The organism is Pseudomonas sp. URIL14HWK12:I6 (assembly GCF_000514195.1).
GTDB classification, from domain to species: domain Bacteria; phylum Pseudomonadota; class Gammaproteobacteria; order Pseudomonadales; family Pseudomonadaceae; genus Aquipseudomonas; species Aquipseudomonas putida_A.
Genome location: NZ_AZVL01000001.1, coordinates 599,129 through 625,689 on the forward strand (window position 1 = coordinate 599,129; position 26,561 = coordinate 625,689).

Genomic DNA, 26,561 nt, shown 5'->3' on the forward strand with positions numbered 1-26,561 from the left:
TTTCGGGGTGGGGACACAATCATGCCCCCTCGGTTGGTCAGCCGCAGACATTGGTGTAGGGTCAACAAAAAAATCAAGGAGTGGGACGTGGCGGCGACAGTTCTGGTGTTAATGGCGGCGCTGTTGCATGCGACGTGGAATACCCTGATCAAGTTCAGTGCCGAACGGCTGCTGGTGGTGGCGTGCATGGACACGGTGGCGCTGTTGTTCGTGGCGCTGGCATTTCCATTCATCAGCCTGCCGCCGGTGGAAATCTGGCCGTGGATTCTGGCTTCGGCGGCGTTCGAGCTGCTGTATCGCTATCTGCTGATTCAAGCTTATCGGGTCGGCGACCTAGGACTGGTCTACCCGCTGATGCGCGGCTTGTCGCCGTTGGTGGTGCTGGCGCTGACCCTGATCTTCGCCGGCGAAGTGCTCACTGCGCAGCAGATCTTCGGGATCATGCTGATTCCGTTGGGCATGGCCTGCCTGCTCTGGCAGGGCGGCGGCGGCAAGCATCTGCCGTGGTCGATGCTCCCGGTGGTGGCGCTGATCGGCTTGTGTATCGGTTGTTATACCTATATCGATGGTCAGGCCTTGCGGCGCTGGTCGCATCCACTGGATTACCTGGTCTGGGTCACGTTGCTCAGCGCCTGGCCGTTCCCGTTGCTGGCATGGGTCGCCAAACGCCCGGCATTTCTGGTGTTCTGGCGCGAGCAGTGGAAGCTGGGTCTGGCGGTCGGGTTCTGCGTGTTGTTCAGCTACGCTCTGGTGCTGTGGGCGATGCAGTTGGGCTCGATTGCCGAGGCGGCGGCCTTGCGTGAGATCAGCGTGATCCTGGTGGTGCTGTTCGGCATGCGCTACCTGAAAGAACCTTTCGGCAGGCCGCGGCTCTTAGCCTGTGGGCTGGTATTGATCGGCATGCTGGTGATGAAGTTCTGACTGCCCGCAACTCTCTATCACTCGAAGAAGGACGGCGTTATGACGGTGGCTCTGTGGTGTGTATTGATCGCGATTTTCCTGCCGTATGTGTGCACGATTGTGGCCAAGGTCTCGGGCGGTTTCAGGCTCAGTGACAATCATGATCCTCGGGATTTTCTCGATAGCGTGGGCGGCGTCGCCCGACGGGCGCATGCGGCGCAGTTGAACAGCTTCGAGGTGATGCCGGCATTTGCTGCCGCAGTGATTGTTGCCCATCTGGTGGGCACGGCGCAGCTGGTGACAGTGAATGTGCTGGCGGTGCTGTTTATCACCAGTCGCCTGCTGTACATCATCTGCTACCTGGCGGATTGGGCGATCTTGCGGTCGCTCGTGTGGTTTGTCGGGATGGGGTTGATTGCTGCGTTCTTCTTTGTGTCGGTCTGAATCTCGGGTGTTGCAGCTGGCCTCTTCGCGAGCGAGCCCGCTCCCACAGGTATCAATGGCGAGCACAAATCCTGTGTACACCAAAGAACCCTGTGGGAGCGGGCTTGCCCGCGAAGGCGGTAGCTCTGGCGCCGAGGCGCTTAAGGCTTGTCCTTAACCGTATCGGCCACCTGCGGTACTTGCGGCAACGCCGCACCCTTAGGCCAGAGCATCCAGATCTGCCCCTGCTGCTTCATGTCCCCGGCCAGTTGCCCGGCAGCATCGCCGGTGCCCCAGAACAGATCCGCACGCACCTCGCCGGCAATCGCGCCACCGGTGTCCTGCGCCGCGACCGGGCGAACCAAAGCGCTGCCGTCCGGACGGGTGGTCGACAGCCACAGCAGGCTGCCCAACGGAATCACCTTGCGATCCACCGCTGCGCTGTAGCCGGCGGTCAGCGGCACATTGAGCGAGCCGCGTGGGCCTTCGTTGCTGTCCGGGTTGCGAGTGAAAAACACGTAGCTCGGGTTGCTGCCCAGCAGTTCCGGAATGCGCGACGGATTGGCCTTGGCCCAGTTGCTGATCGCGCTCATGGTCACGTCTTCTTTCTTCAGCTCGCCTTGCTCGACCAGCCAGCGACCAATCGGTCGATACGGGTGGCCGTTCTGGTCGGCGTAGGCGATGCGCAGTTGTTTGCCATCCGGCGTCTGAATCCGCCCGGAACCCTGGATCTGCAAAAACTGCAGGTTCATTGGATCGGTCAGGTACGCCACTACCGGCGCTTTGACGCCTTTGGACTCGATGGTCGCCGCGTCGTCATACGGCTTGAGCACTCGGCCTTCGAGACGGCCACGCAGGCGCTTGCCCTTCAGTTCCGGGTAAATGCTGTCCAGCGAGACGATGATCATGTCTTCCGGCACGCCGTACACCGGCACGTTCGCCACCTCGGTGGGCGTCAGGCTGCCGGGGTAGACCGGTTCGTAGTAACCGGTGATCAGACCGTTGGGGTTGTCATGCTCGGCGCGCAGTCCGAACACGTCGAGGTTCTGCTTGAGGAACGCGCGAATCTCGTTGGCGCTTTGCGGCACGTTGGCGGCTGCCGCGCAGGTGCCGCCCCAGACCGGATCAGCCTTGAGTCGGGTGCAGGCGCTGCGCCATGAACCGAAACCGGCCACCAGATCGCTGTCGGACACCGCCGGCAAGGCTTCCCAAGTGGCGCTGGAATAAGTGGCCAAGGCATGGGTTTTCGGTTTGGCAGTGTCGCCACCGGTGCAGCCGGCAAGGATTGCCAGCAGTGGCAGGGTTGCGATCAGTGGGTGACGCCAGGCCTTGAAACGGCTGTTCATGGAGTGATTCCTGTGCCGGTTGCCCAAGTGCTCCATGCGCTCCGGCAACCCGTATTTTTAATAGGGCTATTGGTGTTTGTCGGCGACGCGAGGATACTGGCCGCCGAATTCCGTGACCTGAAGCCACCATGACTCTTAAAAGAATTTCTGTTGTATTGCTGGCCTGTCTGACCTTGTCCGCCTGTGGCGGCGTCGATCCGAATTCTCCGCTGGGGCAACGCAAGGCGATCTTCAAGCAGATGCTCAAGACCGGCGAAGACCTGGGTGGCATGTTGCGCGGACGCATTCCTTTCGACGGGCCGAAATTCGCCGAAGGCGCGGTGAAGCTCGATGCGTTGTCGCATGAACCGTGGAAGCATTTCCCGCAGGTTCGTGAAGAAGATCACACCAGCGCCAAGGATGATGTCTGGCTGCGTCAGGCCCGCTTTCAGGAATTGGCCCGTAACCTTGAGGCGGCCACCGGTGAACTGGTGATCGCCAGCAAGGTTCAGCCGTACAAGGCCAGTAACCTCGGGCCTGCGGTGCAGAAGGTTGAGGATGCCTGCAGCGCTTGCCATAAAGAGTTTCGCGATCATTGATTTCTGTTGTTTGAGCTGACGCCTTCGCGAGCAAGCCCGCTCCCACACTGGATCTGTGTCGTTCACAAATCAAATGTGGGAGCGGGCTTGCTCGCGAAGAGGGCATCAAATTCCCCGCATTAACGGTTACTTGTCGATCTGGTCCAGCGCATCCTGCAGCTCTTTGCGCGACTCGGCGAGCTTGTCCTTGCGCTTGTTGATCTTCTCTGGATCGCCTTTCTTCATCGCCTTGTCGAGATCCGCCTGACGCTTGCTCACTTCGTGCTTGGCTTCCAGCACCTTGTTTTCGCGTTCTTTCTTCAGGCCGGCATCGGTGCAGTTCTTCGTCACTTCATCCAGAGCGGTTTGCAGACCGGCCTGCTGATCGGTGTTGCCCCGGGATTTCGCCTGCTCGAGCTGATTGATGATGCCCTGCTTCTTCGCGGCGCAACCGGTCAGGCCCGGTGCATCTTCGTCAGCCATCACAGGCGCGGCCAGAACACCACAGAGAGTCAGCAAGGCAAGCGGTGCAAGAAATTTCATAAAAGCTCCATGTGCAAAGGCAGTCGGGTCGGGGGCACTGCGCTGTTTGAGCGTCTGACGGCCCTTGGGTTCCCGGCTGCCGGGGGATTGCGTGATCAGAAACCGTCGATTCCGGCGGCGCGTAATGTGTCAATCAGGGCCAGCACCTGCGGGTCGCGAAAGAATGCGCTCAATTGCGCCGCGCGGCCCGGGCCGATTCCGGCTTCTGCCTGCCATTGTTCGGTGTCGCGTTGTGCCAGCGCCTGCCACGAGTCGGCCAGTTGTGCCTGCCCCGTCGGCGGTAAACCCAATGCTTTGAGCCACTGCGTGAACGGCCGTTGGCGGGCGCTGTGAAAACTGTTGATCAGACGTGTGCTGCTGCGTTCGCCGAAGCCGGCAATGTTAGCAAGCTCTGGCTCGTCGAGGGTCAACCAATCCAGCAGGTTGTTCAGGCGGCCTGTTTCCAGAAGTTTCTCCCAGGTGCCGCGCCCGACATTCTGCAGCGCCAGCCCCTGCTTGCCACTGAGCCAGGTCAGGCGCGCGAGAAACTGGCTTTCGCAACCGGGTGTCGGTTGCCAGCAGCTCAAGGCGTGGAAGTCGCGCGTGTCGGGAATGTCGAGGGCGGCCCGTTCGGTGGTGCGCAACACCACACTGTCGAGTCGTGGAATCGTCAACCCGGCCAGGCTGATTGCCACTTGATCGCCGGGGCGGATATCCAGCGTCTGCCAGCGCTTGAGTGAACCGGCACTGACGCGTCTGATCTCGCGGTCATCGAGCATCACCGGCGACAACTCCAATACCGGGGTGATGCGTCCGCTGCGGCCGACTTTGAAGTTCACTTTGCGCACCTCGGCCAGCGCCCGGGCAAACGGGTATTTCCAGGCGACGGCCCAGTAGGGCGCGCTCGCCTGCCAGCGCTCAGCCGGTGGGCGCTGGCTCTGGCGCAAGACAATGCCGTCGGTGGCGAAGGGCAGGGGCGATCGATACCAGTGCTCGCGCCATTTTTGCGCGTCGGCAAGGTTGGCGATGACCTGACTGAATGGCGCTGTCGTGGCGAAGCCCAGCGTCGCTAGCGTCGATATTCTTTCAGGCAGATTCGCCGGGCCCTGCGGCCAGTCCCAGACGAACAGACCGATCCCGGACGCCTGTTCTGCGCTCAAGGTTTTACGGCTCATCAGCCCGGCAACGGTGGCGCGGGCGTTGACGCTGCCGGCGCTGGCTTGCACATGCTGATTCAGGCGCCAATAGAGCTCGCCCTGCACCAGCAGGTCCAGCGGTTGGGTCAGTTGTTGCGGAATGGCAGCGATCTTTTGCGCCGACGCTGTCCAGTCCTGACCGCTGATCCCGTCGCCGCGACTGATCGCCTGCTGCAACAGGCCGCGACGGTAAATCAGCGTGACCGCTACACCATCGACCTTGGGTTGTACCCAGACATCCTGCCGATCCTTTAACCATGCTTGAACGGCGGCGGCTTGGTGAAGCTTGTCCAGACCGGTGTGGGCGATTGGATGCGCGACGGAGCCAGACGCGCTGCGCAACGGTTCGGGCGCTGCGGGCTGCTGGAAGCACTGGCGCCATTCGATGAGCCGCACGCGCGATTGATCGTAGAGTTCGTCGGCAATCAGCGAGCGGCCTTCGCGGTGGTAGGCGTCGTCCCATTGGTCGATCTGCTGTTGCAGAGCCGAAATTTCAACTTGCGCTTTGCCGAATGGCCAGTCGGGGCAGGCTGCATGGGCGATCAGAGGGGTGAAACTCAGCAAAAGAACTGAAAACAGGCGCAGCGTGGCAAGCATTTTGAGCGTCCTTGCTCAGGGGGAATGCTTTAAGGCTAGGCGAGGATTCAGAGAGGCACCGGGTGGGTGTTTTGCATCGTGTTTCCGTGCCCATACAGGGGGCGCATGGGCCGGCCTCTTCGCGGGCAAGCCCGCTCCCACAGGGCTCTTTATTGATATTGGAAGGGTATTTCAGGCATGAAAAAGCCCCGCACGGCGTGAACCGTGCGGGGCTTTTTTTGCAGCCGGGGAGGGCTTACAGACCAGCAGCGGAACGCAGAGCGTCGGCGCGGTCGGTTTTTTCCCAGGTGAAGGTGGAGAAGGTGTCTTCGCCAACCGTCTTGGTCTGCGGAGCACGACCGAAGTGGCCGTAGGCTGCAGTTTCCTGGTACATCGGGTGCAGCAGATCCAGCATGGTGGTGATTGCGTATGGACGCAGGTCGAACACTTCACGCACCAGTTTGATGATCTTGTCATCGCTGATCTTGCCGGTACCGAAGGTGTTCAGCGAGATCGAAGTCGGCTGAGCGACACCGATGGCGTAGGACACCTGAATCTCGCAACGCTCGGCCAGGCCGGCAGCGACGATGTTCTTGGCAACATAACGGCCAGCGTAGGCAGCCGAACGGTCAACCTTCGATGGATCTTTACCGGAGAACGCGCCACCGCCGTGACGGGCCATGCCGCCGTAGCTGTCGACGATGATCTTGCGACCGGTCAGACCGCAGTCACCTACCGGGCCGCCAATGATGAACTGGCCGGTCGGGTTGATGTGGAACTGGGTGTCTTTGCTCAGCAGTTCTGCAGGCAGCACGTGCTTGACGATCAGCTCCATCACGCCTTCGCGCAGGTCTTTGTAGGACACTTCAGGGTTGTGCTGGGTCGACAGAACAACGGCGTCGATACCGACAACCTTGCCGCCTTCGTAACGGCACGTCACTTGCGACTTGGCGTCCGGACGCAGCCACGGCAGCAGACCCGATTTGCGGGCTTCGGCCTGGCGCTGCACCAGCTGGTGCGAGAAGGTGATCGGCGCTGGCATCAGCACGTCGGTTTCGTTGCTGGCGTAGCCGAACATCAGGCCCTGGTCGCCGGCGCCCTGATCTTCAGGCTTGGCACGGTCAACACCCTGGTTGATGTCAGGGGACTGCTTGCCGATGATGTTCATCACGCCGCAGGTCGCGCCGTCGAAGCCGACTTCGGAGCTGGTGTAGCCGATGTCGCAGATCACGTCACGAACGATCTGCTCCAGGTCGACCCAGGCGCTGGTGGTCACTTCACCGGCAACGATAGCCACGCCGGTCTTGACCAGGGTTTCCACGGCAACGCGTGCGTGTTTGTCCTGGGCGATAATGGCGTCCAGCACCGCATCGGAAATCTGGTCGGCGATTTTGTCCGGATGTCCTTCAGACACGGACTCGGAGGTGAAGAGGGAGTATTCGCTCATCTCGATGTTTTCCTGAATTTACCGATGGTGAGTGTCGCCAGCCGGTCGCTGAAAGTGGCGAACCTGGATCTGGAAACCATTACGTAAGCCTACATAGAGGCTGTCCCCGGGAACGAGTCCCGCAGCGGTGGCCCAACGGGCCAAATCGTCCTGTTCAAACCCCAACCACAGATCACCGCAGGCCTCCCTGGCCCAACTCTGGTTGTGGCTACATAACTCTGTCACGAGCAGGCTACCGCCCGGTTGCAGCAGGCCGGCCATGTGCTTGAGCGCTTCGGCCGGCGCGGCGAAATGGTGCAACACCATGTTCAGTACCACGCAATCGGCCTGAAGGCTGGTGCCATTCAATGCATCGGCCAATTGCAGGCTGACGTTAGCCAGCCGTTCACGTTCACATACCTGACGCGCCAGTTCGAGCATCGCCGGGCTGTTGTCCAGCGCGGTTACGGTGCCGAAGCGGCGGGCCAGTTCCGGCAGGAAAGCACCATCGCCGGGGCCGACTTCAATGGCCGTGGCAGCACCATTGAAGTTCAGTTTGTCGAGCAGGGCCAGCACACTGTCACGGTACTGCGGCAGGCCTGCGATCAAGTCTTGCTGGGCGCGGAATTTCTCCGCAACCCGGGTGAAAAAGTCCTGACTGGCGGCTTCGCGTTGTCCGTGGACCTGGGCGATGCGTGCCTGCACGTCGTCCGGCAGCGCCAGATTGTCGACTTCTTCTAACAATGCGGCGTGCAACTTGCCGCCCAGCAATTCGGTGTGGGGCAGGGCGCGGCGATAGAAAATCGCGTTGCCTTCGCGGCGTGTCGCCACCAGGTCGGCCTGGGCCAGCACCTTGAGGTGGTGGCTCATGCCGGACTGACCGATGCCGAAAATCTGCGCCAGCTCCAGTACGCCGAACGAGTCGTTGGCCAGCGCGCGCAATACATTCAGGCGCAGCGGATCGCCACCGGCCTTGCACAGGGCCGCCAGCTCGTCGCAATCGTCATGGCGAATGGAAGGCACGCGTAAGTTCATAGGGCCAGCAGTCTAGTGACGGTGGGAAATCGCTGCAAGGGCAATATCAAAAAGTTTTGATATTGCTCGATAGATGGCACTTCTCACTGGCTGGTTAACTCTACAAACGAACAGCGGAAAGGTTTCACCAGACGAAACCGCCGTCCAGCACGGGAAAAACGCCCTCGGATGACTATCTGTCATTGCCCCGAGGCGCTCCGGTGAGGGAAAATGCCCTCCTTTTTTCCGTTTCAATCTATTCACACCCAGGAGATCAGCGATGCCTAGCCGTCGTGAGCGTGCCAACGCCATTCGTGCCCTCAGCATGGATGCCGTGCAAAAAGCCAACAGCGGCCATCCCGGTGCCCCTATGGGTATGGCAGATATCGCCGAAGTACTTTGGCGCGACTACCTCAAGCACAACCCGAGCAATCCATCGTTCGCCGACCGTGACCGCTTCGTGCTGTCCAACGGCCACGGCTCGATGTTGATCTACTCGCTGCTGCACCTGACCGGTTACGACCTGTCGATCGACGACCTCAAGCAGTTCCGTCAACTGCACAGCCGCACCCCAGGTCACCCGGAATTCGGTTACACCCCGGGCGTCGAGACCACCACCGGCCCGCTGGGTCAGGGTCTGGCCAACGCCGTCGGCTTCGCCCTGGCTGAAAAAGTCCTGGGCGCGCAGTTCAACCGTCCTGGCCACAACATCGTTGATCACCACACCTACGTGTTCCTCGGTGATGGCTGCATGATGGAAGGCATTTCCCACGAAGTCGCTTCCCTGGCCGGTACGCTGGGCCTGGGCAAGCTGATCGCCTTCTACGATGACAACGGCATCTCCATCGACGGTGAAGTCGAAGGCTGGTTCACCGATGACACCCCGAAGCGTTTCGAATCCTACAACTGGCAGGTGATCCGCAACGTCGACGGTCACGATCCGGAAGAGATCAAGACCGCCATCGAAACCGCGCGCAAGAGCCCGCTGCCGACCCTGATCTGCTGCAAGACCACCATCGGTTTCGGTTCGCCGAACAAGCAGGGCAAGGAAGACTGCCACGGCGCCCCACTGGGTGACGCGGAAATCGCTCTGACCCGCCAGGCGCTGAACTGGAACTACGGCCCGTTCGAAATCCCTGCAGACATTTATGCCGAGTGGGATGCCAAGGAAAAAGGTCGCGCTGCCGAAGCCGAGTGGGATCAGCGTTTCGCTGCCTACTCCGCGGCGTTCCCGACCGAAGCCAACGAGCTGATCCGTCGTCTGAGCGGCGAACTGCCGGCTGACTTCGCGGAAAAAGCCTCGGCCTACATTGCTGAAGTGGCGGCCAAAGGCGAAACCATCGCCAGCCGTAAAGCCAGCCAGAACACCCTGAACGCGTTCGGCCCGCTGCTGCCGGAACTGCTCGGCGGTTCGGCTGACCTGGCCGGTTCCAACCTGACCCTGTGGAAAGGTTGCAAAGGCGTCAGCGCTGAAGACGCCAGCGGCAACTACATGTACTACGGCGTGCGCGAATTTGGCATGACCGCGATCATGAACGGCGTGTCCCTGCACGGTGGCCTGGTGCCTTACGGCGCGACCTTCCTGATGTTCATGGAATATGCGCGCAACGCGGTGCGCATGTCGGCGCTGATGAAGAAGCGTGTGATCCACGTCTACACCCACGACTCCATCGGTCTGGGCGAAGACGGCCCGACGCACCAGCCGATCGAGCAACTGACCAGCCTGCGGACCACGCCGAACCTCGACACCTGGCGTCCAGCCGATGCCGTTGAATCGGCAGTGGCCTGGAAAAACGCGCTGGAGCGTAAGGACGGCCCTTCGGCGCTGATCTTCTCGCGTCAGAACCTGCAGCACCAGGAACGCGATGCCGGTCAGATCGCCGACATCAGCCGCGGTGGTTACGTGTTGAAGGACTGCGCAGGCGAGCCTGAGCTGATCCTGATTTCCACCGGTTCGGAAGTCGGTCTGGCCGTTCAGGCCTACGACAAGCTGACCGAGCAAGGCCGCAAGGTGCGCGTGGTTTCCATGCCTTGCACCAGCGTGTTCGATGCGCAGGACGCCGGCTACAAGCAATCGGTTCTGCCGCTGCAGGTCAGCGCACGTATTGCGATCGAAGCGGCTCACGCCGACTTCTGGTTCAAGTACGTGGGTCTGGAAGGTCGCGTGATCGGCATGACCACTTACGGCGAATCGGCTCCGGCTTCGGCACTGTTCGAAGAGTTCGGCTTCACCCTGGAAAACATCCTGGGTCAGGCTGAAGAGCTGCTGGAAGACTGATCTGGAAAAGATGTCGTCTGAGCTGACGCCTTCGCGAGCAGGCTCGCTCCCACATTGGAATGTATTTCCCTGTGGGAGCGAGCCTGCTCGCGAAAGCGTTGGTTCAGGCAACATCGCACTACCCGATTCACCACGGTAATCGAGAACCCCATGCCTCAACCGCGTCCCTACAAAGTTGCACTCAACGGCTACGGCCGGATTGGTCGTTGCGTCTTGCGTGCGTTGTTCGAGCGTGGCGAGAAGGCCGGGTTTGAAATTGTCGCGATCAACGATCTGGCGGACATGGCCAGCATCGAATACCTGACACGCTTCGACTCCACCCACGGCCGCTTTCCCGGCGAAGTGCGAGTAGACGGCGATTGTCTGCATATTAATGGCGACTGCGTGAAGGTCCTGCGCAGTGCCACCCCCGAAGGCATCGACTGGGCGGCGCTGGGCGTCGACCTGGTGCTGGAGTGCTCCGGCGCCTACCACACCCGCGAAGACGGCCAGCGTTTCCTCGACGCCGGCGCGCCACGCGTGCTGTTCTCGCAACCGATGGCCAGCGAGGCGGATGTCGACGCCACCATCGTCTTCGGCGTCAATCAGGATTGCCTGACTGGCGATGAACTGCTGGTGTCCAACGCCTCCTGTACCACCAACTGCGGCGTGCCGCTGTTGCGTCTGCTGGACAAGGCGATCGGCCTGGATTACGTGTCGATCACCACGATTCACTCGGCGATGAACGATCAGCCGGTGATCGACGCCTATCACCACGAAGACCTGCGCCGCACCCGTTCGGCGTTTCAGTCGGTGATCCCGGTGTCCACTGGTCTGGCACGTGGCATCGAGCGTCTGCTGCCGGAACTTGCCGGGCGAATTCAGGCCAAAGCCGTACGCGTGCCGACGGTCAACGTGTCCTGCCTCGACATCACGATGCAGACCGCCACCGCGACCGATGCCAACGAGGTCAACCGGATCCTGCGCGAGGCCGCCACCAACGGCCCGCTCAAAGGCCTGTTGGCCTATACCGAGTTGCCGCACGCCAGTTGTGATTTCAACCATGACCCACATTCGGCCATCGTCGATGCCAGTCAGACCCGTGTTTCCGGCCCCAAACTGGTGAACATCCTGGCCTGGTTCGACAACGAATGGGGTTTTGCCAACCGAATGCTGGACGTTGCAGACCACTATCTGCAAACAGCGATTTCAAAAAAACCTGCTCTCTAAGAACAGCTACTCAGGAAGTGCGACCCATGACCGTGTTGAAGATGTCCGACCTCGATCTGCAAGGTAAGCGCGTATTGATTCGCGAAGACCTCAACGTCCCAGTCAAGGACGGTGTTGTCACCAGCGATGCGCGTATCCTGGCTTCGCTGCCGACCATCAAGCTGGCCCTGGAAAAAGGTGCGGCGGTGATGGTGTGTTCGCACCTGGGCCGTCCGACCGAAGGCGAGTTCTCCGCCGAGAACAGCCTCAAGCCAGTCGCTGACTACCTGAGCAAGGCCCTGGGCCGCGACGTGCCGCTGGTGGCCGATTACCTGGGCGGCGTTGACGTCAAGGCCGGCGACATCGTGCTGTTCGAAAACGTGCGCTTCAACAAGGGCGAGAAAAAGAACGCTGACGAGCTGGCCCAGCAATACGCCGCCCTGTGCGACGTGTTCGTGATGGACGCCTTCGGCACCGCGCACCGCGCAGAGGGTTCGACCCACGGCGTGGCCAAGTTCGCCAAAGTCGCCGCTGCCGGCCCGTTGCTGGCCGCTGAGCTGGACGCACTGGGCAAGGCGCTGGGCGCACCGGCCAAGCCAATGGCTGCGATCGTTGCCGGCTCCAAGGTGTCGACCAAACTCGACGTACTCAACAGCCTGAGCCAGATCTGCGATCAACTGATCGTCGGTGGCGGCATCGCCAACACTTTCCTGGCTGCCGCCGGTCACCCGGTCGGCAAGTCGCTGTACGAGCCGGACCTGCTGGACACCGCGCGCGCCATCGCCGCCAAGGTCAGCGTACCGCTGCCGGTGGACGTGGTGGTTGCCAAGGAGTTCGCTGAAAGCGCCGAGGCCACCGTTAAACTGATCGCTGACGTTGCCGCTGACGACATGATCCTGGATATCGGCCCGCAAACCGCAGCCAACTTCGCCGAACTGCTGAAATCGTCGAAAACCATTCTGTGGAACGGCCCGGTCGGCGTGTTTGAATTCGACCAGTTCGGCAACGGCACCAAGGTGCTGGCCCAGGCCATCGCTGACAGCGCCGCGTTCTCCATTGCCGGCGGTGGCGACACCCTGGCGGCCATCGATAAATATGGCGTGGCCGAGCAAATCTCCTACATTTCCACCGGTGGCGGCGCGTTCCTCGAATTCGTCGAAGGCAAGGTGCTGCCGGCCGTTGAAGTCCTGGAAAGTCGGGCCAAGGCCTGAGGCCGCCCGTTTGGCCAGGCAAAGGAGTGTTCAGATGGTCAAGTCGTTAGCGCTGTTGTTGCTGACCGGTACGCTGGCGGCCTGCGGGAGTAACCCGAAGGCCGAGGCGACACCTGCGCCGGATGCGGCACAGAAAGGCTGCTACCAGGCCGACTGGCAGGCCGAAACCAACCCGGTGCTGAACAAGCGCTCGGGGCCGGACGGTCTGGACAAATACGAGACGCAAACCCCGGCCAAGGAACATGGTTGTCCTTGACCGGTCTGACTCTTTAACTCAGGGCTGGCGGCGTTGGTTGTCAGTCGAGGAACACGGATGAAAGGCTTGATCGCCATTGCGGCGTTGGCATTGTTGGGCGGTTGTGCGCAGTTGAACCTGTTTCAGTCGTCCGCGCCTGCGGACAACTGGACCACCTGGACCTGCGACAGCCAGGCCAAAGTGCTGTGGCGCTACGCCGATGCCGGCCAGAAGGAAGTCGATGTTCGACTGGGCGGCGGTGATCAGGTCTATCGCCTGAAAGAAGAGCCGGGCGCCTCGGGTGTGCTGTACAGCGACGGCATGCTGGCGTTTCACGTCAAGGGTGACGAAGGCCTGGTGTACTGGGTCGCCACCAATGACCTGATTGGCCGCGGCTGCAAAGCCGAGTAATTGAAGCACTGCGATTCTAATGTGGGAGCGAGCCTGCTCGCGAAAGCGGTTTGACAGGCATTGCATCAGTGACTGCGAGATTGCTTTCGCGAGCAGGCTCGCTCCTACAGGGGATCTGTGCAGTTCTCAGGATTTTGCTTTATCGAATCACCAGACCGGGCTTCGACCCCCGATCTGCAATCACTTGAATAGCCGCCGCCGCTCCGGCAGGCTGGCACGATTAACGACCCTCAACCGGGAGAGACACACACAATGGCACTTATCAGCATGCGCCAGATGCTGGACCACGCAGCCGAGTTCGGCTACGGCGTTCCAGCCTTCAACGTCAACAACCTTGAGCAGATGCGCGCCATCATGGAAGCCGCTGACAAGACTGACTCCCCGGTGATCGTCCAGGCTTCGGCCGGCGCTCGCAAATACGCCGGCGCGCCATTCCTGCGTCACCTGATCCTGGCCGCGATCGAAGAATTCCCGCACATCCCGGTGTGCATGCACCAGGACCACGGCACCAGCCCTGACGTCTGCCAGCGCTCCATTCAACTGGGCTTCAGCTCGGTGATGATGGACGGCTCCCTGGGCGAAGACGGCAAGACCCCGACCGACTACGAATACAACGTCCGCGTTACCCAACAAACCGTCGCCATGGCTCACGCCTGCGGCGTTTCGGTTGAAGGCGAGCTGGGCTGCCTGGGTTCGCTGGAAACCGGCATGGCCGGTGAAGAAGACGGCATCGGCGCTGAGGGCGTTCTGGATCACAGCCAGATGCTGACCGACCCGGAAGAAGCCGCTGACTTCGTCAAGAAGACCCAGGTTGATGCCCTGGCCATCGCTATCGGCACCAGCCACGGCGCCTACAAGTTCACCAAGCCACCTACCGGTGACGTACTGGCGATCGACCGCATCAAGGAAATCCACAAGCGCATCCCGAACACCCACCTGGTGATGCACGGTTCCTCTTCGGTTCCGCAAGAGTGGCTGGCGATCATTAACCAGTACGGCGGCGACATCAAAGAAACCTACGGCGTACCGGTTGAAGAAATCGTCGAAGGCATCAAGTACGGCGTGCGCAAGGTCAACATCGACACCGACCTGCGCCTGGCATCCACCGGCGCAATGCGTCGCCTGATGGCCACCAATCCGAGCGAATTCGACCCACGTAAATTCTTCGGCGCAACCGTGACGGCGATGCGTGATGTGTGTATCGCTCGTTATGAAGCGTTCGGTACTGCCGGTAATGCTTCGAAGATCAAGCCGATCTCGTTGGAAGCGATGTTCCAGCGTTATCTGAAGGGTGAGTTGAACGCCAAGGTGAACTAAGCCTGGGCGTTTGATCGCGTAAATGAAAAACCCGCCGAGTGGCGGGTTTTTTTTGTGAGTTTTTCATTGTGAACAAATTAACGGCTGGCGGCTAAAAATGTCGTTAAAAAGATTTTTAAAATTTCTCTCGATAAGTCCGATATGTGTGACATTTTCCCCGCACGTAATGTGGTCGAAGGCATAGTTATTTTTGAGAGAAAAATAAATTTCGTTAACGACTGCGTAAATCGTTTTGCTTATTTCGAAATCGCATAAAGAACTGTCATTTCTGACAGGTGATTTAAAATTCATTGCAGCCTATCGTCTTAATGCAGTCAGAAAGGAAGTAACGATAAACATATTTATCCCTCCCTTTACTGATTTTGTTCCTTCTATGTAATGGAGAGATTGATATGTCAAGCATTGATGTCCGTGAGAAATTTAAAAAGCATGAGCTCAGTGGTGAGGTCAGCTGTATCTTGTACGGCAAGGATGGCGAAAGTGGCGAAGAGAAAGCTGAGTATAAATCTACCCATCTTTATGGAGATTACTCTGACAACATTTATGTGCATACAAGTAGCCATACTGAACATCATTCAGAAGATATTTTATTTTTATTCTCCAAGGATCTTATTCCAGGTACGTATCACTATTTTCCCGACTTCCCCAATGTAATTGATTTTGTATGCGACGCGCGATATGCCCCTGCATGGAGGCCTCAATCAGGATTATTTGTACTGGAAAAAAATAGCGTTGGAGTTATTAAAGGAAAGTTTAGGTTTCATAAGGAGCCAGGGAATAAGGGGTTCGCAGTTTCGGATGGTGAGTTTTTTGTAAATTTCCCTACTTCTGTTTCGTAGGAAAGGGCGGGAAAGGAGAATCCAAGTGTCTAGTCCTGAAATAGGTTTAAACCATTTCAAGACTAGACCCCCCTTGATATTCATCACGCAATTGATCCCCTGTGGGAGCGGGCTTGCTCGCGAATACGGTGGGTCAGCAACATTGATGTTGAACGACACTCCGCATTCGCGAGCAAGCCCGCTCCTACAGGAATTTGTGTAAGTGTCGAGGCCGCCGATATCACTTGTTGTGATCAATATCCAGCTTGGTAAACGTCACCTGCCCACCCTCACTGGTATACCCGGTGTTGTCCTGCACATACACCCCAGCCTTGAAGTACAGCGGCTTGTTGCGCCACGTCGCGCTGATTTGTGAATCCCACTGATAACCCGCTGCGCTCACACCCAGTGCACCGCCGGGGCTGAGGTGGATCAGGTAGTTGAATTCGCGGTCGAGTTTGATGCCGGTGGCGAGGGTGATGACGCGGCTTTCGTCGTCATCGGGGTGCATGCGCACCTTGATCACCAGGTTGCCGGTTTCGGTCTTGGTCTTGTACTGGTATTCGAGCTTGACCATCGGCTTCTGGCTTTCATACGCGTGGATCTGGCCGATGACGATCTTGCCCGAGCTGGGCACCTTGTTCACCGCGAGGGTTGCGCGCAGGGTGTTGTCGGCGTCCGGGTAATACCAGTTGCGCAGGGTGCCGTTGCTGAAGGTTTCGCGCAGTTCGGTGCGCGGGTAGATGGCGTTTTCGGTTTTTGACCCGGTCACCGGTGACCAGAAAAACAGCGTGCCGGTGTCGGAATGGAAGTACTGATCCTTGAAGCCATTCACCAGTTTGGAGGTTTCGACGGTGTACGGCGGACTGCCGACGGGAACGCTGAGGTTCCAGGTTGCGAGATCGATCATGTCGGTTCTTCCACTCAATTCATCCTGAACGCGAGTGCCAGAAGCTCTAGCCCGCGCCTTTTCGGGCGGCAGTTATAAGCGTAGAGGAGTTTTTTGTTAACGCCCGTTTGGCAGATGATTGGCGTCAACATCCTGTCGAAATGCCATCTGTGCCGGTTTTCGGGGGCTGCAGGGGTGACCGTTAGTCGGTAAGTCGCCGCTTTGGCTAAATGATGGCGGCGTGACAGCTTCTGCTTTCACAGATCCGCGACTAGAGTGATGGCTCAGTAACTGTACGGTTTTCCCAAGAACCGGCCGATAGTCCGACAAGAGATGTCCCGACAAGAGAAGCAGCATGGAATGCGCGCAACCCCAGCCAGGTGAAGGCAGCTCTGTCCTTTTGATCGTTGATGATTACCCTGAAAACCTGATCAGCATGCGCGCGTTGCTGCAGCGTCAGGATTGGCACGTCATGACCGCCGCCTCCGGCTTCGAGGCACTCAATCTGCTGCTCGAACACGACGTCGACCTGGTGCTGCTGGATGTGCAGATGCCGGGCATGGACGGCTTTGAAGTCGCGCGATTGATGCGCGGCAGCCAGCGCACACGCCTCACGCCGATCATTTTCCTTACCGCCAACGAACAGTCCCAGGACGCCGTGATCAAGGGCTACGCCAGTGGCGCGGTGGATTACCTGTTCAAACCGTTCGATCCGCAGATCCTCAAACCGAAAGTCCAGGCGTTGCTCGAACACCAGCGCAACCGCCGCGCCTTGCAGCGCCTGAGTCATGATCTGGAGGTCGCGCGGGCCTTCAATGCCTCGGTGCTGGATAACGCGGCGGAAGGAATATTGGTGCTCGGCGAGGACGGTTTGATCCGCTTCGCCAACCCGGCGATTTCGCGTCTGCTGAATGCGCCGGTGAAAGAGCTGGAGGGCAAGGAATTTCTCGATTATCTGCAGAAACCGCACATCCCGCTGTGGGCCGATTCCGAGTTGTTGGCCGGCTATAAACGCGGGGAGACCTTGCGTCTACATGATGCGTTGTTACGCACGGCGCCGGGGCAGCAGGTGCCGGTGGCGTTGTCCTGCGCGCCGTTGCCGCCCGAGCAGCGGGCGATGGTGGTGACGGTGCTGGACATGTCAGTGGTGCGTCACCTGCATCAGCAGCTGGAATTTCAAGCGGTCACCGATCCGTTGACCGGACTGCTCAATCGCCGGGGCTTTTATCAGACGGTGGAAAACCTGCTGCTGCGCGGTGAACGCAGCGACAGCAGTTGGGTGCTGCTGTATCTGGATCTCGATGGCTTTAAACGGGTCAACGATTCCCTTGGCCACGATGCCGGCGACCGGGTGCTGCGCTGGGTCTCCGAGCAGTTGAAGGCGTGCTTGAGGCCGTTCGATATTCTCGCGCGCATGGGCGGTGACGAGTTCACGGCATTGCTCGATCTGGAGTTCCCCGAGCAGGCGGCGAAGATTGCCGAGAAGCTCATCGAACGGGTGTCGGTCTGTCAGCAGATCGAGGGATTGGATATTGCCCTCGGCGCGAGTATCGGCATCGCCACTTACCCGGACTGCGGCTCGAACCTCGACGGCTTGCTGCGCGCCTCCGACATTGCCATGTACGAAGCCAAGCGCGCCGGGCGTCAGCAGTATCGTTTTTACGATCACGAAATGAACGGCCGCGCCCGCTCTCGGCTGATGCTTGAAGAGAGCGTGCGCAACGCCATCGAGAACCGTGATTTCAATCTGGTGTATCAGCCGCAAGTGGCGATCGACAGCGGGCAGATCCGCGGTTTCGAGGCGTTGCTGCGCTGGCAGCATCCGAGCGTCGGCGACGTGCCGCCGGGGCTGTTCCTGCCGCTACTGGAAGAAGCACGGCTGATCAGTCGGCTCGGCAGCTGGATCTATCATCGCGGCGCCGGCCAGCGCAAAGCCTGGGAAACCCTGTTCGCCGAGGATCTGGTGCTTGGCGTGAGTTTGAGCAACACCCAGTTCGGTCTGCCGAACCTGGTCACCGAATTGCGCCAGGTGCTGGAGCGGCACGCGCTGCAGCCACGGCAACTGGAGGTGGAAATCACCGAAGACGCACTGATGCACAACCCCGACGAGACCCGCAAACAGCTGCGCCTGCTGCGTAATCTCGGGGTGCGCGTGGCGCTGGATGATTTTGGTTCGGGGCCATGTTCGCTGGCGCATCTGCGTGATCTGGAGCTGGATACGCTCAAGCTTGATCGACACCTGATTGCGCGGCTGCCGGATTCGACGCGCGACGCGGCGCTGGTCAGCAACGTGATCAATCTGTGTAAACAGTACGGCTTGCTGGTGATCGCCGAAGGTGTGGAAACCATCGAACAGTATCAATGGCTGCAAGCGCATGGCTGCGAATATGTGCAGGGTTTCCTGGTGGCGCGTCCGCTGACCTCCGAAGACGCCGCCAGCTTCGCCGAGCCCTTCGACTGGAGCGCGCTGCCGGTTTGAATTCGTTACACTGGCGCTCTTTTCGAACCGTATTGCCGTGCCCATGACTGCGTTGAAATACCTCCAGGCCTATCCCGCGCAATTGCAGGATCAGGTGCGCCAACTGATCGCCGAACAGCGTCTGGGTGAGTACCTGAGTCAACGCTATCCGGGGCGTCACGATGTGCAGAGCGACAAGGCGCTGTACAGCTATGCGCTGGACCTGAAGCAGGAATACCTGCGCAACGCACCGGCCATCGACAAAGTGCTGTTCGACAACCGCCTCGACCTGACGCACCGCGCGCTGGGCCTGCACACCACGGTCTCAAGGGTGCAGGGCGGCAAGCTCAAGGCCAAGAAAGAGATTCGCATCGCCTCGTTGTTCAAGGAGGCGGCCCCTGAGTTCCTGAAGATGATCGTCGTGCACGAACTGGCGCACTTCAAGGAATCGGACCACAACAAGGCCTTCTATAAATTGTGCGAACACATGCTGCCGGGGTATCACCAGATCGAGTTCGATCTGCGGGTATACCTGACGTGGCGGGATCTGCAATAGCCGCAACAAGGAGCGGGTAGATGGACGTCAGCAAGACCAAAAGCAGCTTTTACCGGCGCCTGTACGTGGCCTACCTGATCGACAGCGGCCTGGCCCCAAGCGTCCCGGCGCTGACCGAAGTGACCGGCATGCCCCGGCGCACGGCGCAGGACACGATCGCCGCGCTGGCGGATCTGGATATCATCTGTGAATTCGAGCAGGAAGAGGGCGCGCGCAATCATGCCGGGCGCTATCGGATTCGCGAGTGGGGAGCGATAGATCGCGGGTGGATCGAGCGTAATCTGCGGCAGATCAAGGCTGTGCTGGAGTATCCCTGAGTCTTGCAGTGGCTGAGCTGACGCCTTCGCGAGCAAGCCCGCTCCCACAGTCGATCGAGTTCCTTCAGATGGAATGCAATCAAATGTGGGAGCGGGCTTGCTCGCGAAGGGGCCCTCAAGGACGACGCATGCCTATATGCGGAATGTCATCCTCCAGATACTCCTCACCCGCCACCACAAACCCGTACTTGCCGTAATACCCCTGCAAATGCGCCTGCGCCGACAGATAGATCGGCACCTGCGGCCAATGCTTCCCGGCCTGTTTCAGCGCGTGTTCCATCATCACATGCCCCAGCCCTTTGCCGCGGCCCTGCGGCGCGATGATCACGCGGCCAATCACCACGTCACCGCTCTGGGACTCGGGATCAAGCAGGCGCAGATAGGCCATCAACTGATCATCTTCCCAACCCATGAGGTGATGGGTGTCGCCGCCCAGATCCTGGCCGTCGAGGTCCGGGTAGGCGCATTTCTGTTCGACCACGAACACTTCCGAGCGTAGCTTCAGCAGTGCGTACAACTCTTCTTTGCCCAGATCACTGTGATGCTTGCAGACCCACTCGATTGTCATCTTCCGACTCCTTGAACTCCGTCGCCCGATACTAAGCGCACAGGCCCTGGATGTCTGTATGGCGGAACAGTCTGTGACAAAGGTCAAAATGCCATCATTCCTTTCTCGCGATAGCGGCTGCTTTGTGTAATCTGCTGGAAAGCGCTGTGCACTGGCTTCAATGAGCTACTGTTAGGGCCTGGGTTTCGCCGGTAAGGGGCCTTGGGGTTTTGACTGAAAACACGCTGGGCAGCCCGCCCGCTAAGGATTTTCAAGCATGCCGCGACTGCATCGAGCCTTTGCTTTGATCGGATTGCTCTTGCTGGCCCAAACCGCCTCAGCGGAGAAGTTGCGACTGGTGTTTGATATCTGGCCGCCCTTTACCGATGACACGCTGGTCAACGGTGGCCTGGCCACCGACATCGTCAGCACCGCGCTGGCGCGGGCCGGTTATGCCAGCGACTATGAACAGGTACCTTGGGCGCGGGCACTGCTGGGGGTGGGCGAAGGACGATACGACGTGCTGGTCAACGCCTGGTACAACGACGAACGGACCAAAATCGGCCAGTTCTCTGGCGAATACCTGCTCAACCGCATCCGCTTTCTCAAGCGCAAGGACACGCCGCTGGAGTACGGCAGCCTCGAACAACTGCACACCTACCCGGTGGCGGTGGTGCGCGGTTATGCCTACTCGCAGGCCTTCGATGCCGATACCGCACTGGAGAAAGTCCCTGTGCATAACTTCGCCATGGCCGTGCGCATGCTGGCGGCGGACCGGGTCAAGCTGACCCTGGAAGATGAATACGTCGCGCGCTATTACCTGGCCCGCGAATCAGCCAAAGTGCGCAACGCCGTGGAGTTTCTGCCCAAGCCGTTGAGCGAGAACAGCCTGCATATTCTGGTGAGTCTGAAGAATCCGCAGCATGAGCAGATTGTGGCCGGGTTTGATAAGGCGATTGCGGCGATGAAGGCGGATGGCAGTTATGACAAGTTGCTGCGCCAGCATGGGATGTGAAGGCTGATCAAGAATCTTCTGAGTGGTTGATGGCCTCTTCGCGAGCAGGCTCGCTCCCACATGGGTTCTGCTTCGTACACACATTCACTGTGGGAGCGAGCCTGCTCGCGAAGGCGTCCTTTCAGCCAGCGCTAATCTCATTAGTGTCTTTGATCAAATGCGCCGCCAACGTGCGCAATGGCCCCAACTGCCGGCAGATCAGCGCCAGTTGCGTCTGCACCAGTCGCTGTCCTTCATCGATCTCGTCCGGCATCTGCTCCAGCTCATTGGCCAGCGCTTCTTCTTCGTCACTCTGAATCGCCACCGGTTGCTTGTTCGCCAGGCCCTGGGCAATGTCGTCGATGCTCGCGGCCAGTTTCACTCCGGCGCCGTCGATCAGTTGTTCACGCACGTCTGCCGGTAGCTGCGTTTCGCGATGCGCGCCCAACCCGGAGAGGTAGCTGAGCAGGGTGTGCGACAGCACCAGGAAACGGAAACCGACATCCGCTTCCTTACGGAAATGCCCCGGCTCCATGAGCATGTTGGCCAAGGTGGTCGACAGCGCCGCATCAGCGTTGTGCGCGTTGCGTCGGGCCAGGCGATAGGCGAGGTCGTCGCTCTTGCCGGCGGCGTATTGCTGCATGATCTGGCGCAGGTAGATGCTGTTGCAGGTCAGGGTGTTGGCCAGCACCTTGTTCAGGCGTCGGCCCTGCCAGTCCGGGAGGAACAGGAACACCGTCAGGCCGGCGATCAGGCTGCCGAGCAGGGTATCGAACAGGCGCGGCAGGAACAGCCCGTAGCCATCGCCGATCTGGTTGAAGCAGAACAGCACCATGATCGTGATCGCGGCGGTCGCCACCGTGTAGCGCGTGGTGCGGTTGGTAAAGAACACCACCCCGGCGGCGATCGCGAAGCACGACTGCACCAGCGGGCTGGGGAACAGATCGAACAGCGCCCAGGCCACGGTCAGGCCGATGGCGGTGCCGAGAATCCGCTGCCCGAGTTTGCGCCGGGTCGCGCCGTAGTTCGGCTGGCAGACGAACAGCGTGGTGAGGATGATCCAGTAACCCTGCGACGGGTGAATCAGATGCACCATGCCATAGCCGATACTCAGCGCCAGCGGCAGGCGCAGGGCGTGACGGAACAGCAGGGAAGTCGGCGTCAGTTGCGTACGCAGGCGAACCCACACGTCCTTGAGGTTGCGCGGCGAGCGGTCGAGCAGGCTGCTGTCGGTGGCGTCCGCCAGTGCGTCGGGGTTGCTCGCATCGCTGAGCAAACGGTCGAGGGTGCCGAGGTTGGCGGCCAGGGCACGCAGCGATCGCAGGAGGCCGCGCCACGCCGGATTGCTCTGGATGCGCAGGTGTTCAAGGGAGGCATCGAGGTCTGTCAGCGCTTCGGCAAAACTGGCGTCGTAGACGAACGGCTGGCGCATCTGGATCGATTCGGCCAGCGCGCGGCAGGCCTTGCCCTGCTGGCGCAACAAACGCTGGCAGCGGAACAGCACGTCGCTGTGGAAGAACGCATCGGCCAGCGCGTTGTACGGATAGTGCGAGGAGCTGGCGCGTTCGTGAATGTCCTGGGCGAGGAAATACAGCTTCAGATAACGGCTGACTTTCGACCCCGGGCGACCGTTGCCGACCCGGTGCAGAATGATTTCCTTGGCGCTGTTCAGCGCCGCTACCACTCGACCGTTTTGCTGCGCCAGTTCCAGCCGTCGTCCTTCGACATCCAGTTGGCGGATCGGCTCGAACAGCGAGGCTTTCAGCTTCAGGTAGAAACCGAGTTCACGGAACAGCCGCGCCAGACTCTGCTGCACCGGCTGGTTGGAAAACATCGCTTGCCACAGCACCGAGAGCAGGCCGTACCACGCGGCACCCGCCACCAGCAGCATCGGTTCGTGCCAGAAATCGGTGACCGCGCCGCCGCGCTGATCCACGCCGATCATGGTGTAGACCGACAGAATCAAGGTCGCCGAGGCAATCGCGCCATAACGCTCGCCGAGTGCGCCGAGCATGGTCAGGCCGAAGCTGGCCAAGGCCAGGGCGATGGCGAACACGATGGGGTAGGGGAAGAGCAGTTCCACCGACAGCGCGGCGATACTGAAACACACCAGCGTCACGGCGAGGGCGTTGAGGCGCCCCTGCCAACTGTCGTCGGTCTCGGCCAGGGCGCTGGCGATAATCCCGAGGAACAACGGGATCAGCAGGCCCATTTCATCCTGATACCAACACAGCGCCATGCTGCCGGTCAGGGCGATGAACACCCGCACGCTGTAGCTGAATTTATCCAGCGCCCACAGGCGCCGCAAAGACTGACGAAACGAGGTCGAGGACATGAAGTGCGAAGGCCTTCCAAGGCGATGCCGCTAAATTGAGCCAGTAATGACGCCGACGCAATGGCGCCGATCACATCTGACAGCAAAAAGTGTTCCTTACTGCATCACACATAACAACTGTGGGAGGGGGCTTGCTCCCGAAAGCGGTGTGTCATTCAACATGCATGTCGACTGATCCAGCGCATTCGCGAGCAAGCCCGCTCCCACAGTTTTGATTTGTGTTGGATCAGACGTACTGCGCAGCAGCGTACCCCGAGGCCCAGGCCCACTGGAAGTTGAAACCGCCCAGATGCCCGGTGACGTCGAGCACTTCGCCGACGAAATACAGCCCCGGGCTTTTCAGCGACTCCATGGTCTTGGACGACACTTCGCGGGTATCGACGCCACCCAGCGTGACCTCGGCGGTGCGATAGCCTTCGGTGCCGGCCGGGACGACTTTCCAACTGCCGAGCTTGTCGGCGATCTGCGCCAGTTCGGCGTGGGTGTATTGCTTCATCGGTTTGGACACGAACCAGTTGTCCGCCAGCAGATTGGCCATCTTCTTGGTGAAGATTTCGCCGAGCAGGGTTTTCAGTTCACTGTTCGGGCGTTCGGCCACTTGCTGTTGCAGCCATGCCGCGGTGTCGTGATCCGGCAACAGGTTGATCTCCACGGTGTCGCCCGGCTCCCAGAACGACGAGATCTGCAGAATCGCCGGGCCACTGAGACCACGGTGAGTGAACAGAATGTTCTCGCGAAAGCTCTGGTCGTTGCAGCTGACCAGACAATCCACCGAAGTACCGGACAGCTCGGTGCAGAGTTCCTTGAGCTGATCAGTGATGGTGAACGGCACGAGTCCGGCGCGAGTCGGCAGCAGTTCATGGCCGAACTGTTTGGCGACCTGATAACCGAAACCGGTAGCGCCCAGCGTCGGGATCGACAGCCCGCCGGTGGCGATCACCAGCGACTGGCACTGAACCTGGCCGAGGGTGGTGTCGAGCAGGTAACCGCTTTCGACCTTCTCGATGGTCTGGATCGAGGTGTCCAGGTGCAGCTCGACGCCGACCTGATCGCACTCGTCGAGCAGCATGCCGAGGATGTCGCTGGATTTGTTATCGCAGAACAGCTGACCGAGTTTCTTCTCGTGGTACGGCACGCCGTGCTTGGCGACCATGCCGATGAAATCCCACTGGGTGTAGCGCGCCAGTGCCGATTTGCAGAAATGCGGATTGTGCGAGAGGAAATTGCTCGGCTCGGTGTACATGTTGGTGAAATTGCAGCGGCCACCACCGGACATCAGGATTTTCTTGCCGGCCTTGTTCGCGTGGTCGAGCAGCAGCACCTGACGCCCACGCCCGGCGGCGGTCAGTGCACACATCAACCCTGCGGCGCCAGCGCCAATGATCACGACTTCGGTAGAGCGCAAAACGGTGTCCTCTTGGTAGGTCGCTACAAAACAAACTGTGGGAGCGGGCTTGCTCGCGAAAGCGGTGTGTCAGTTGACACATAAGTCGCCTGATACACCGCTTTCGCGAGCAAGCCCGCTCCCACAGGGGATCTTCTTTGGGTGGAAGATCGCTTACAAAACCCGTACGCGCAGCGAACGGCCCTTGATCTTGCCGTTGTTCAAGCGCTGCAGTGCCTGCATGACCACGGTGCGTTCAACCGCCACATACGACTGGAAGTCGAAGATCGCGATCTTGCCGACCTGAGCGCCGGGGATGCCGGCGTCACCAGTCAGTGCGCCGAGGATGTCGCCCGGACGCACTTTGTCTTTACGCCCGCCGGCGATGCACAGCGTGCTCATCGGTGGCTGCAGCGGGGCGCCGCCCTGGGACTTGAGGTTATCGACCTGATCCCAGTTCAGCGGAGCTTTCTGCAACTGTTCGATGGCTTGCGCGCGATGCGCTTCGGACGGCGCAACGAGGCTGACCGCAATGCCTTTCTCGCCGGCACGACCGGTACGGCCGACGCGGTGAATGTGGATTTCCGAGTCGCGGGCCAGCTCGACGTTGATCACCATGTCCAGCGCATCGATGTCCAGACCACGGGCGGCGACGTCGGTGGCGACCAGTACCGACGTACTGCGGTTGGCGAACATCGCCAGTACCTGATCGCGGTCACGCTGTTCCAGATCGCCGTGCAGGCCGACGGCGGAAATGCCTTTGGAGGTCAGGTGGTCAACGGTTTCCTGCACTTGCTGCTTGGTGAAGCAGAACGCCACGCAGGAAGCCGGGCGGAAGTGGTGCAGGACTTTGGTCACTGCGCTCATGCGCTCTTCCGGGGAAATCTCGTAGAAACGCTGCTCGATCTGCGTGTCGTCGTGGAACGCCTCGGCTTTCACCGTTTGCGGATCGCGCATGAATTTCGACGCCAGTTGCTTGATGCCCACCGGGTATGTGGCGGAGAACAGCAGGGTCTGACGGCGTGCCGGGGTCTTTTCGATGATGTCTTCGATGGCGTCGTAGAAGCCCATGTCGAGCATGCGGTCGGCTTCGTCGAGGATCAGCGTGTTCAGGCCGTCGAGCACCAGCGAACCCTTGCGCAGGTGTTGCTGGATACGCCCCGGGGTGCCGACGATGATGTGCGCGCCGTGCTCCAGCGAAGCGATCTGCGGGCCGAACGACACGCCGCCGCATAGGGTCAGGACCTTGATGTTGTCTTCGGCACGGGCCAGACGCCGGACTTCCTTAGCGACCTGGTCGGCCAGCTCACGGGTCGGGCAGATCACCAGCGCCTGGCAACCGAAGTAACGCGGGTTGATCGGGTTGAGCAGGCCGATGCCGAACGCGGCGGTCTTGCCGCTGCCGGTCTTGGCCTGGGCGATCAGGTCCATCCCCTTGAGGATCACCGGCAAGCTCTGCGCCTGGATCGGCGTCATCTGGGCATAACCGAGGGATTCGAGGTTAGCCAGCATGGCGGCGGACAGCGGCAGAGTATTAAAAGCGGTGGCGATGGTGGTCACGGGACTGGCCTGCAAAACAAAATGTCGCGCAGTGTAGCAGCCCCGTGCCACTTTCCTCGAAAGTTCTGGACGAACAGTGCCTGAATTCATTCGCCCAAGCTTT

General features: G+C 60.1%; 24 protein-coding genes. 14 read left to right on the forward strand and 10 right to left on the reverse strand.

The features are described 5' to 3' along the window. The first annotated feature begins 87 nt into the window (after positions 1-87). Complete coding sequence (locus tag H043_RS0102780; RefSeq protein WP_027610616.1) at positions 88-921, forward strand: EamA family transporter; 834 nt, start codon at positions 88-90, stop codon at positions 919-921. Positions 922-960: 39 nt separating this feature from the next. Further along, positions 961-1,344 (forward strand): MAPEG family protein, encoded by a 384-nt coding sequence (locus H043_RS0102785; RefSeq protein WP_027610617.1) that lies wholly within the window; start codon positions 961-963, stop codon positions 1,342-1,344. A 140-nt stretch (positions 1,345-1,484) separates the two neighbouring features. Here H043_RS0102785 and H043_RS0102790 read toward each other — a convergent pair whose 3' ends face one another. Then, positions 1,485-2,669, reverse strand: a complete 1,185-nt coding sequence (locus tag H043_RS0102790; RefSeq protein WP_027610618.1) for a murein transglycosylase A — start codon at positions 2,667-2,669, stop codon at positions 1,485-1,487. Positions 2,670-2,797: 128 nt separating this feature from the next. Between H043_RS0102790 and H043_RS0102800 the strand changes: the two genes are divergently transcribed. Then, the gene (locus tag H043_RS0102800) at positions 2,798-3,247 is read left to right on the forward strand and encodes a cytochrome c (RefSeq protein WP_027610619.1); all 450 of its coding nucleotides are present in this window, start codon (positions 2,798-2,800) and stop codon (positions 3,245-3,247) included. Between the two features lie 126 nt (positions 3,248-3,373). Here H043_RS0102800 and H043_RS0102805 read toward each other — a convergent pair whose 3' ends face one another. The 4 genes from H043_RS0102805 to H043_RS0102820 form a co-directional block, all read right to left on the reverse strand. Continuing rightward, on the reverse strand, positions 3,374-3,769 hold the full coding sequence (locus H043_RS0102805; RefSeq protein WP_007961884.1) for a DUF1090 domain-containing protein: 396 nt from the start codon (positions 3,767-3,769) through the stop codon (positions 3,374-3,376). Positions 3,770-3,864: 95 nt separating this feature from the next. Continuing rightward, the gene (gene ligB / locus H043_RS0102810; RefSeq protein ID WP_027610620.1) at positions 3,865-5,541 is read right to left on the reverse strand and encodes an NAD-dependent DNA ligase LigB; all 1,677 of its coding nucleotides are present in this window, start codon (positions 5,539-5,541) and stop codon (positions 3,865-3,867) included. A 235-nt stretch (positions 5,542-5,776) separates the two neighbouring features. Next, the gene (gene metK / locus H043_RS0102815) at positions 5,777-6,967 is read right to left on the reverse strand and encodes a methionine adenosyltransferase (RefSeq protein ID WP_027610621.1); all 1,191 of its coding nucleotides are present in this window, start codon (positions 6,965-6,967) and stop codon (positions 5,777-5,779) included. An 18-nt stretch (positions 6,968-6,985) separates the two neighbouring features. Further along, positions 6,986-7,981 carry a metalloregulator ArsR/SmtB family transcription factor gene (locus H043_RS0102820; RefSeq protein WP_027610622.1) on the reverse strand — a complete coding sequence of 332 codons (996 nt, stop codon included), beginning with the start codon at positions 7,979-7,981 and terminating at the stop codon, positions 6,986-6,988. 259 nt (positions 7,982-8,240) lie between these two features. On the opposite strand from H043_RS0102820, the gene tkt reads away from it, so the two are divergent. The 7 genes from tkt (at position 8,241) to H043_RS30220 (ending at position 15,439) form a co-directional block, all read left to right on the forward strand. Then, positions 8,241-10,238: a transketolase gene (gene tkt, locus H043_RS0102825; RefSeq protein WP_027610623.1), complete on the forward strand. Its 1,998-nt coding sequence runs from the start codon at positions 8,241-8,243 to the stop codon at positions 10,236-10,238. 150 nt (positions 10,239-10,388) lie between these two features. Further along, positions 10,389-11,447 (forward strand): erythrose-4-phosphate dehydrogenase, encoded by a 1,059-nt coding sequence (gene epd, locus H043_RS0102830; protein WP_027610624.1) that lies wholly within the window; start codon positions 10,389-10,391, stop codon positions 11,445-11,447. 26 nt (positions 11,448-11,473) lie between these two features. Next, on the forward strand, positions 11,474-12,637 hold the full coding sequence (locus H043_RS0102835) for a phosphoglycerate kinase (protein WP_027610625.1): 1,164 nt from the start codon (positions 11,474-11,476) through the stop codon (positions 12,635-12,637). 34 nt (positions 12,638-12,671) lie between these two features. Then, positions 12,672-12,893 carry a hypothetical protein gene (locus H043_RS0102840; RefSeq protein ID WP_007961876.1) on the forward strand — a complete coding sequence of 74 codons (222 nt, stop codon included), beginning with the start codon at positions 12,672-12,674 and terminating at the stop codon, positions 12,891-12,893. Between the two features lie 57 nt (positions 12,894-12,950). Then, the gene (locus tag H043_RS0102845; RefSeq protein ID WP_027610626.1) at positions 12,951-13,283 is read left to right on the forward strand and encodes an MliC family protein; all 333 of its coding nucleotides are present in this window, start codon (positions 12,951-12,953) and stop codon (positions 13,281-13,283) included. Between the two features lie 252 nt (positions 13,284-13,535). After that, positions 13,536-14,600, forward strand: a complete 1,065-nt coding sequence (gene fba / locus H043_RS0102850; protein ID WP_003229012.1) for a class II fructose-bisphosphate aldolase — start codon at positions 13,536-13,538, stop codon at positions 14,598-14,600. A gap of 392 nt (positions 14,601-14,992) precedes the next feature. After that, a complete protein-coding gene (locus tag H043_RS30220) occupies positions 14,993-15,439 on the forward strand; it encodes a hypothetical protein (RefSeq protein ID WP_155953472.1) in 447 nt (148 codons plus the stop codon). A gap of 220 nt (positions 15,440-15,659) precedes the next feature. Here H043_RS30220 and H043_RS0102860 read toward each other — a convergent pair whose 3' ends face one another. Continuing rightward, entirely contained in the window at positions 15,660-16,328 is a 669-nt protein-coding gene (locus tag H043_RS0102860; RefSeq protein ID WP_027610627.1) for a polysaccharide lyase family 7 protein, read from the reverse strand. 334 nt (positions 16,329-16,662) lie between these two features. Here H043_RS0102860 and H043_RS0102865 point away from each other — a divergent pair, with 334 nt between their 5' ends. Genes H043_RS0102865 through H043_RS0102875 form a run of 3 tightly spaced genes read left to right on the forward strand, consistent with a single transcriptional unit; the run spans position 16,663 to position 19,638 of the window. Continuing rightward, on the forward strand, positions 16,663-18,786 hold the full coding sequence (locus tag H043_RS0102865) for a bifunctional diguanylate cyclase/phosphodiesterase (RefSeq protein ID WP_027610628.1): 2,124 nt from the start codon (positions 16,663-16,665) through the stop codon (positions 18,784-18,786). Positions 18,787-18,829: 43 nt separating this feature from the next. Further along, positions 18,830-19,321 carry a M48 family metallopeptidase gene (locus tag H043_RS0102870; protein ID WP_027610629.1) on the forward strand — a complete coding sequence of 164 codons (492 nt, stop codon included), beginning with the start codon at positions 18,830-18,832 and terminating at the stop codon, positions 19,319-19,321. Positions 19,322-19,341: 20 nt separating this feature from the next. Then, a complete protein-coding gene (locus H043_RS0102875) occupies positions 19,342-19,638 on the forward strand; it encodes a helix-turn-helix domain-containing protein (protein ID WP_027610630.1) in 297 nt (98 codons plus the stop codon). A gap of 115 nt (positions 19,639-19,753) precedes the next feature. Here H043_RS0102875 and H043_RS0102880 read toward each other — a convergent pair whose 3' ends face one another. Beyond that, complete coding sequence (locus tag H043_RS0102880; protein WP_027610631.1) at positions 19,754-20,206, reverse strand: GNAT family N-acetyltransferase; 453 nt, start codon at positions 20,204-20,206, stop codon at positions 19,754-19,756. A gap of 256 nt (positions 20,207-20,462) precedes the next feature. Here H043_RS0102880 and H043_RS0102885 point away from each other — a divergent pair, with 256 nt between their 5' ends. Beyond that, the gene (locus H043_RS0102885) at positions 20,463-21,200 is read left to right on the forward strand and encodes an ABC transporter substrate-binding protein (RefSeq protein ID WP_027610632.1); all 738 of its coding nucleotides are present in this window, start codon (positions 20,463-20,465) and stop codon (positions 21,198-21,200) included. A gap of 121 nt (positions 21,201-21,321) precedes the next feature. On the opposite strand, the gene yccS is transcribed toward H043_RS0102885, so the two are convergent. The 3 genes from yccS to dbpA all read right to left on the reverse strand — a co-directional run bounded on the left by yccS (position 21,322) and on the right by dbpA (position 26,458). Then, a complete protein-coding gene (gene yccS / locus H043_RS0102890) occupies positions 21,322-23,514 on the reverse strand; it encodes a YccS family putative transporter (RefSeq protein ID WP_027610633.1) in 2,193 nt (730 codons plus the stop codon). 226 nt (positions 23,515-23,740) lie between these two features. Further along, positions 23,741-24,919 (reverse strand): NAD(P)/FAD-dependent oxidoreductase, encoded by a 1,179-nt coding sequence (locus H043_RS0102895; RefSeq protein WP_027610634.1) that lies wholly within the window; start codon positions 24,917-24,919, stop codon positions 23,741-23,743. Between the two features lie 153 nt (positions 24,920-25,072). Further along, positions 25,073-26,458 carry an ATP-dependent RNA helicase DbpA gene (dbpA, locus tag H043_RS0102900; RefSeq protein ID WP_007962660.1) on the reverse strand — a complete coding sequence of 462 codons (1,386 nt, stop codon included), beginning with the start codon at positions 26,456-26,458 and terminating at the stop codon, positions 25,073-25,075. Positions 26,459-26,561 lie beyond the last annotated feature (103 nt).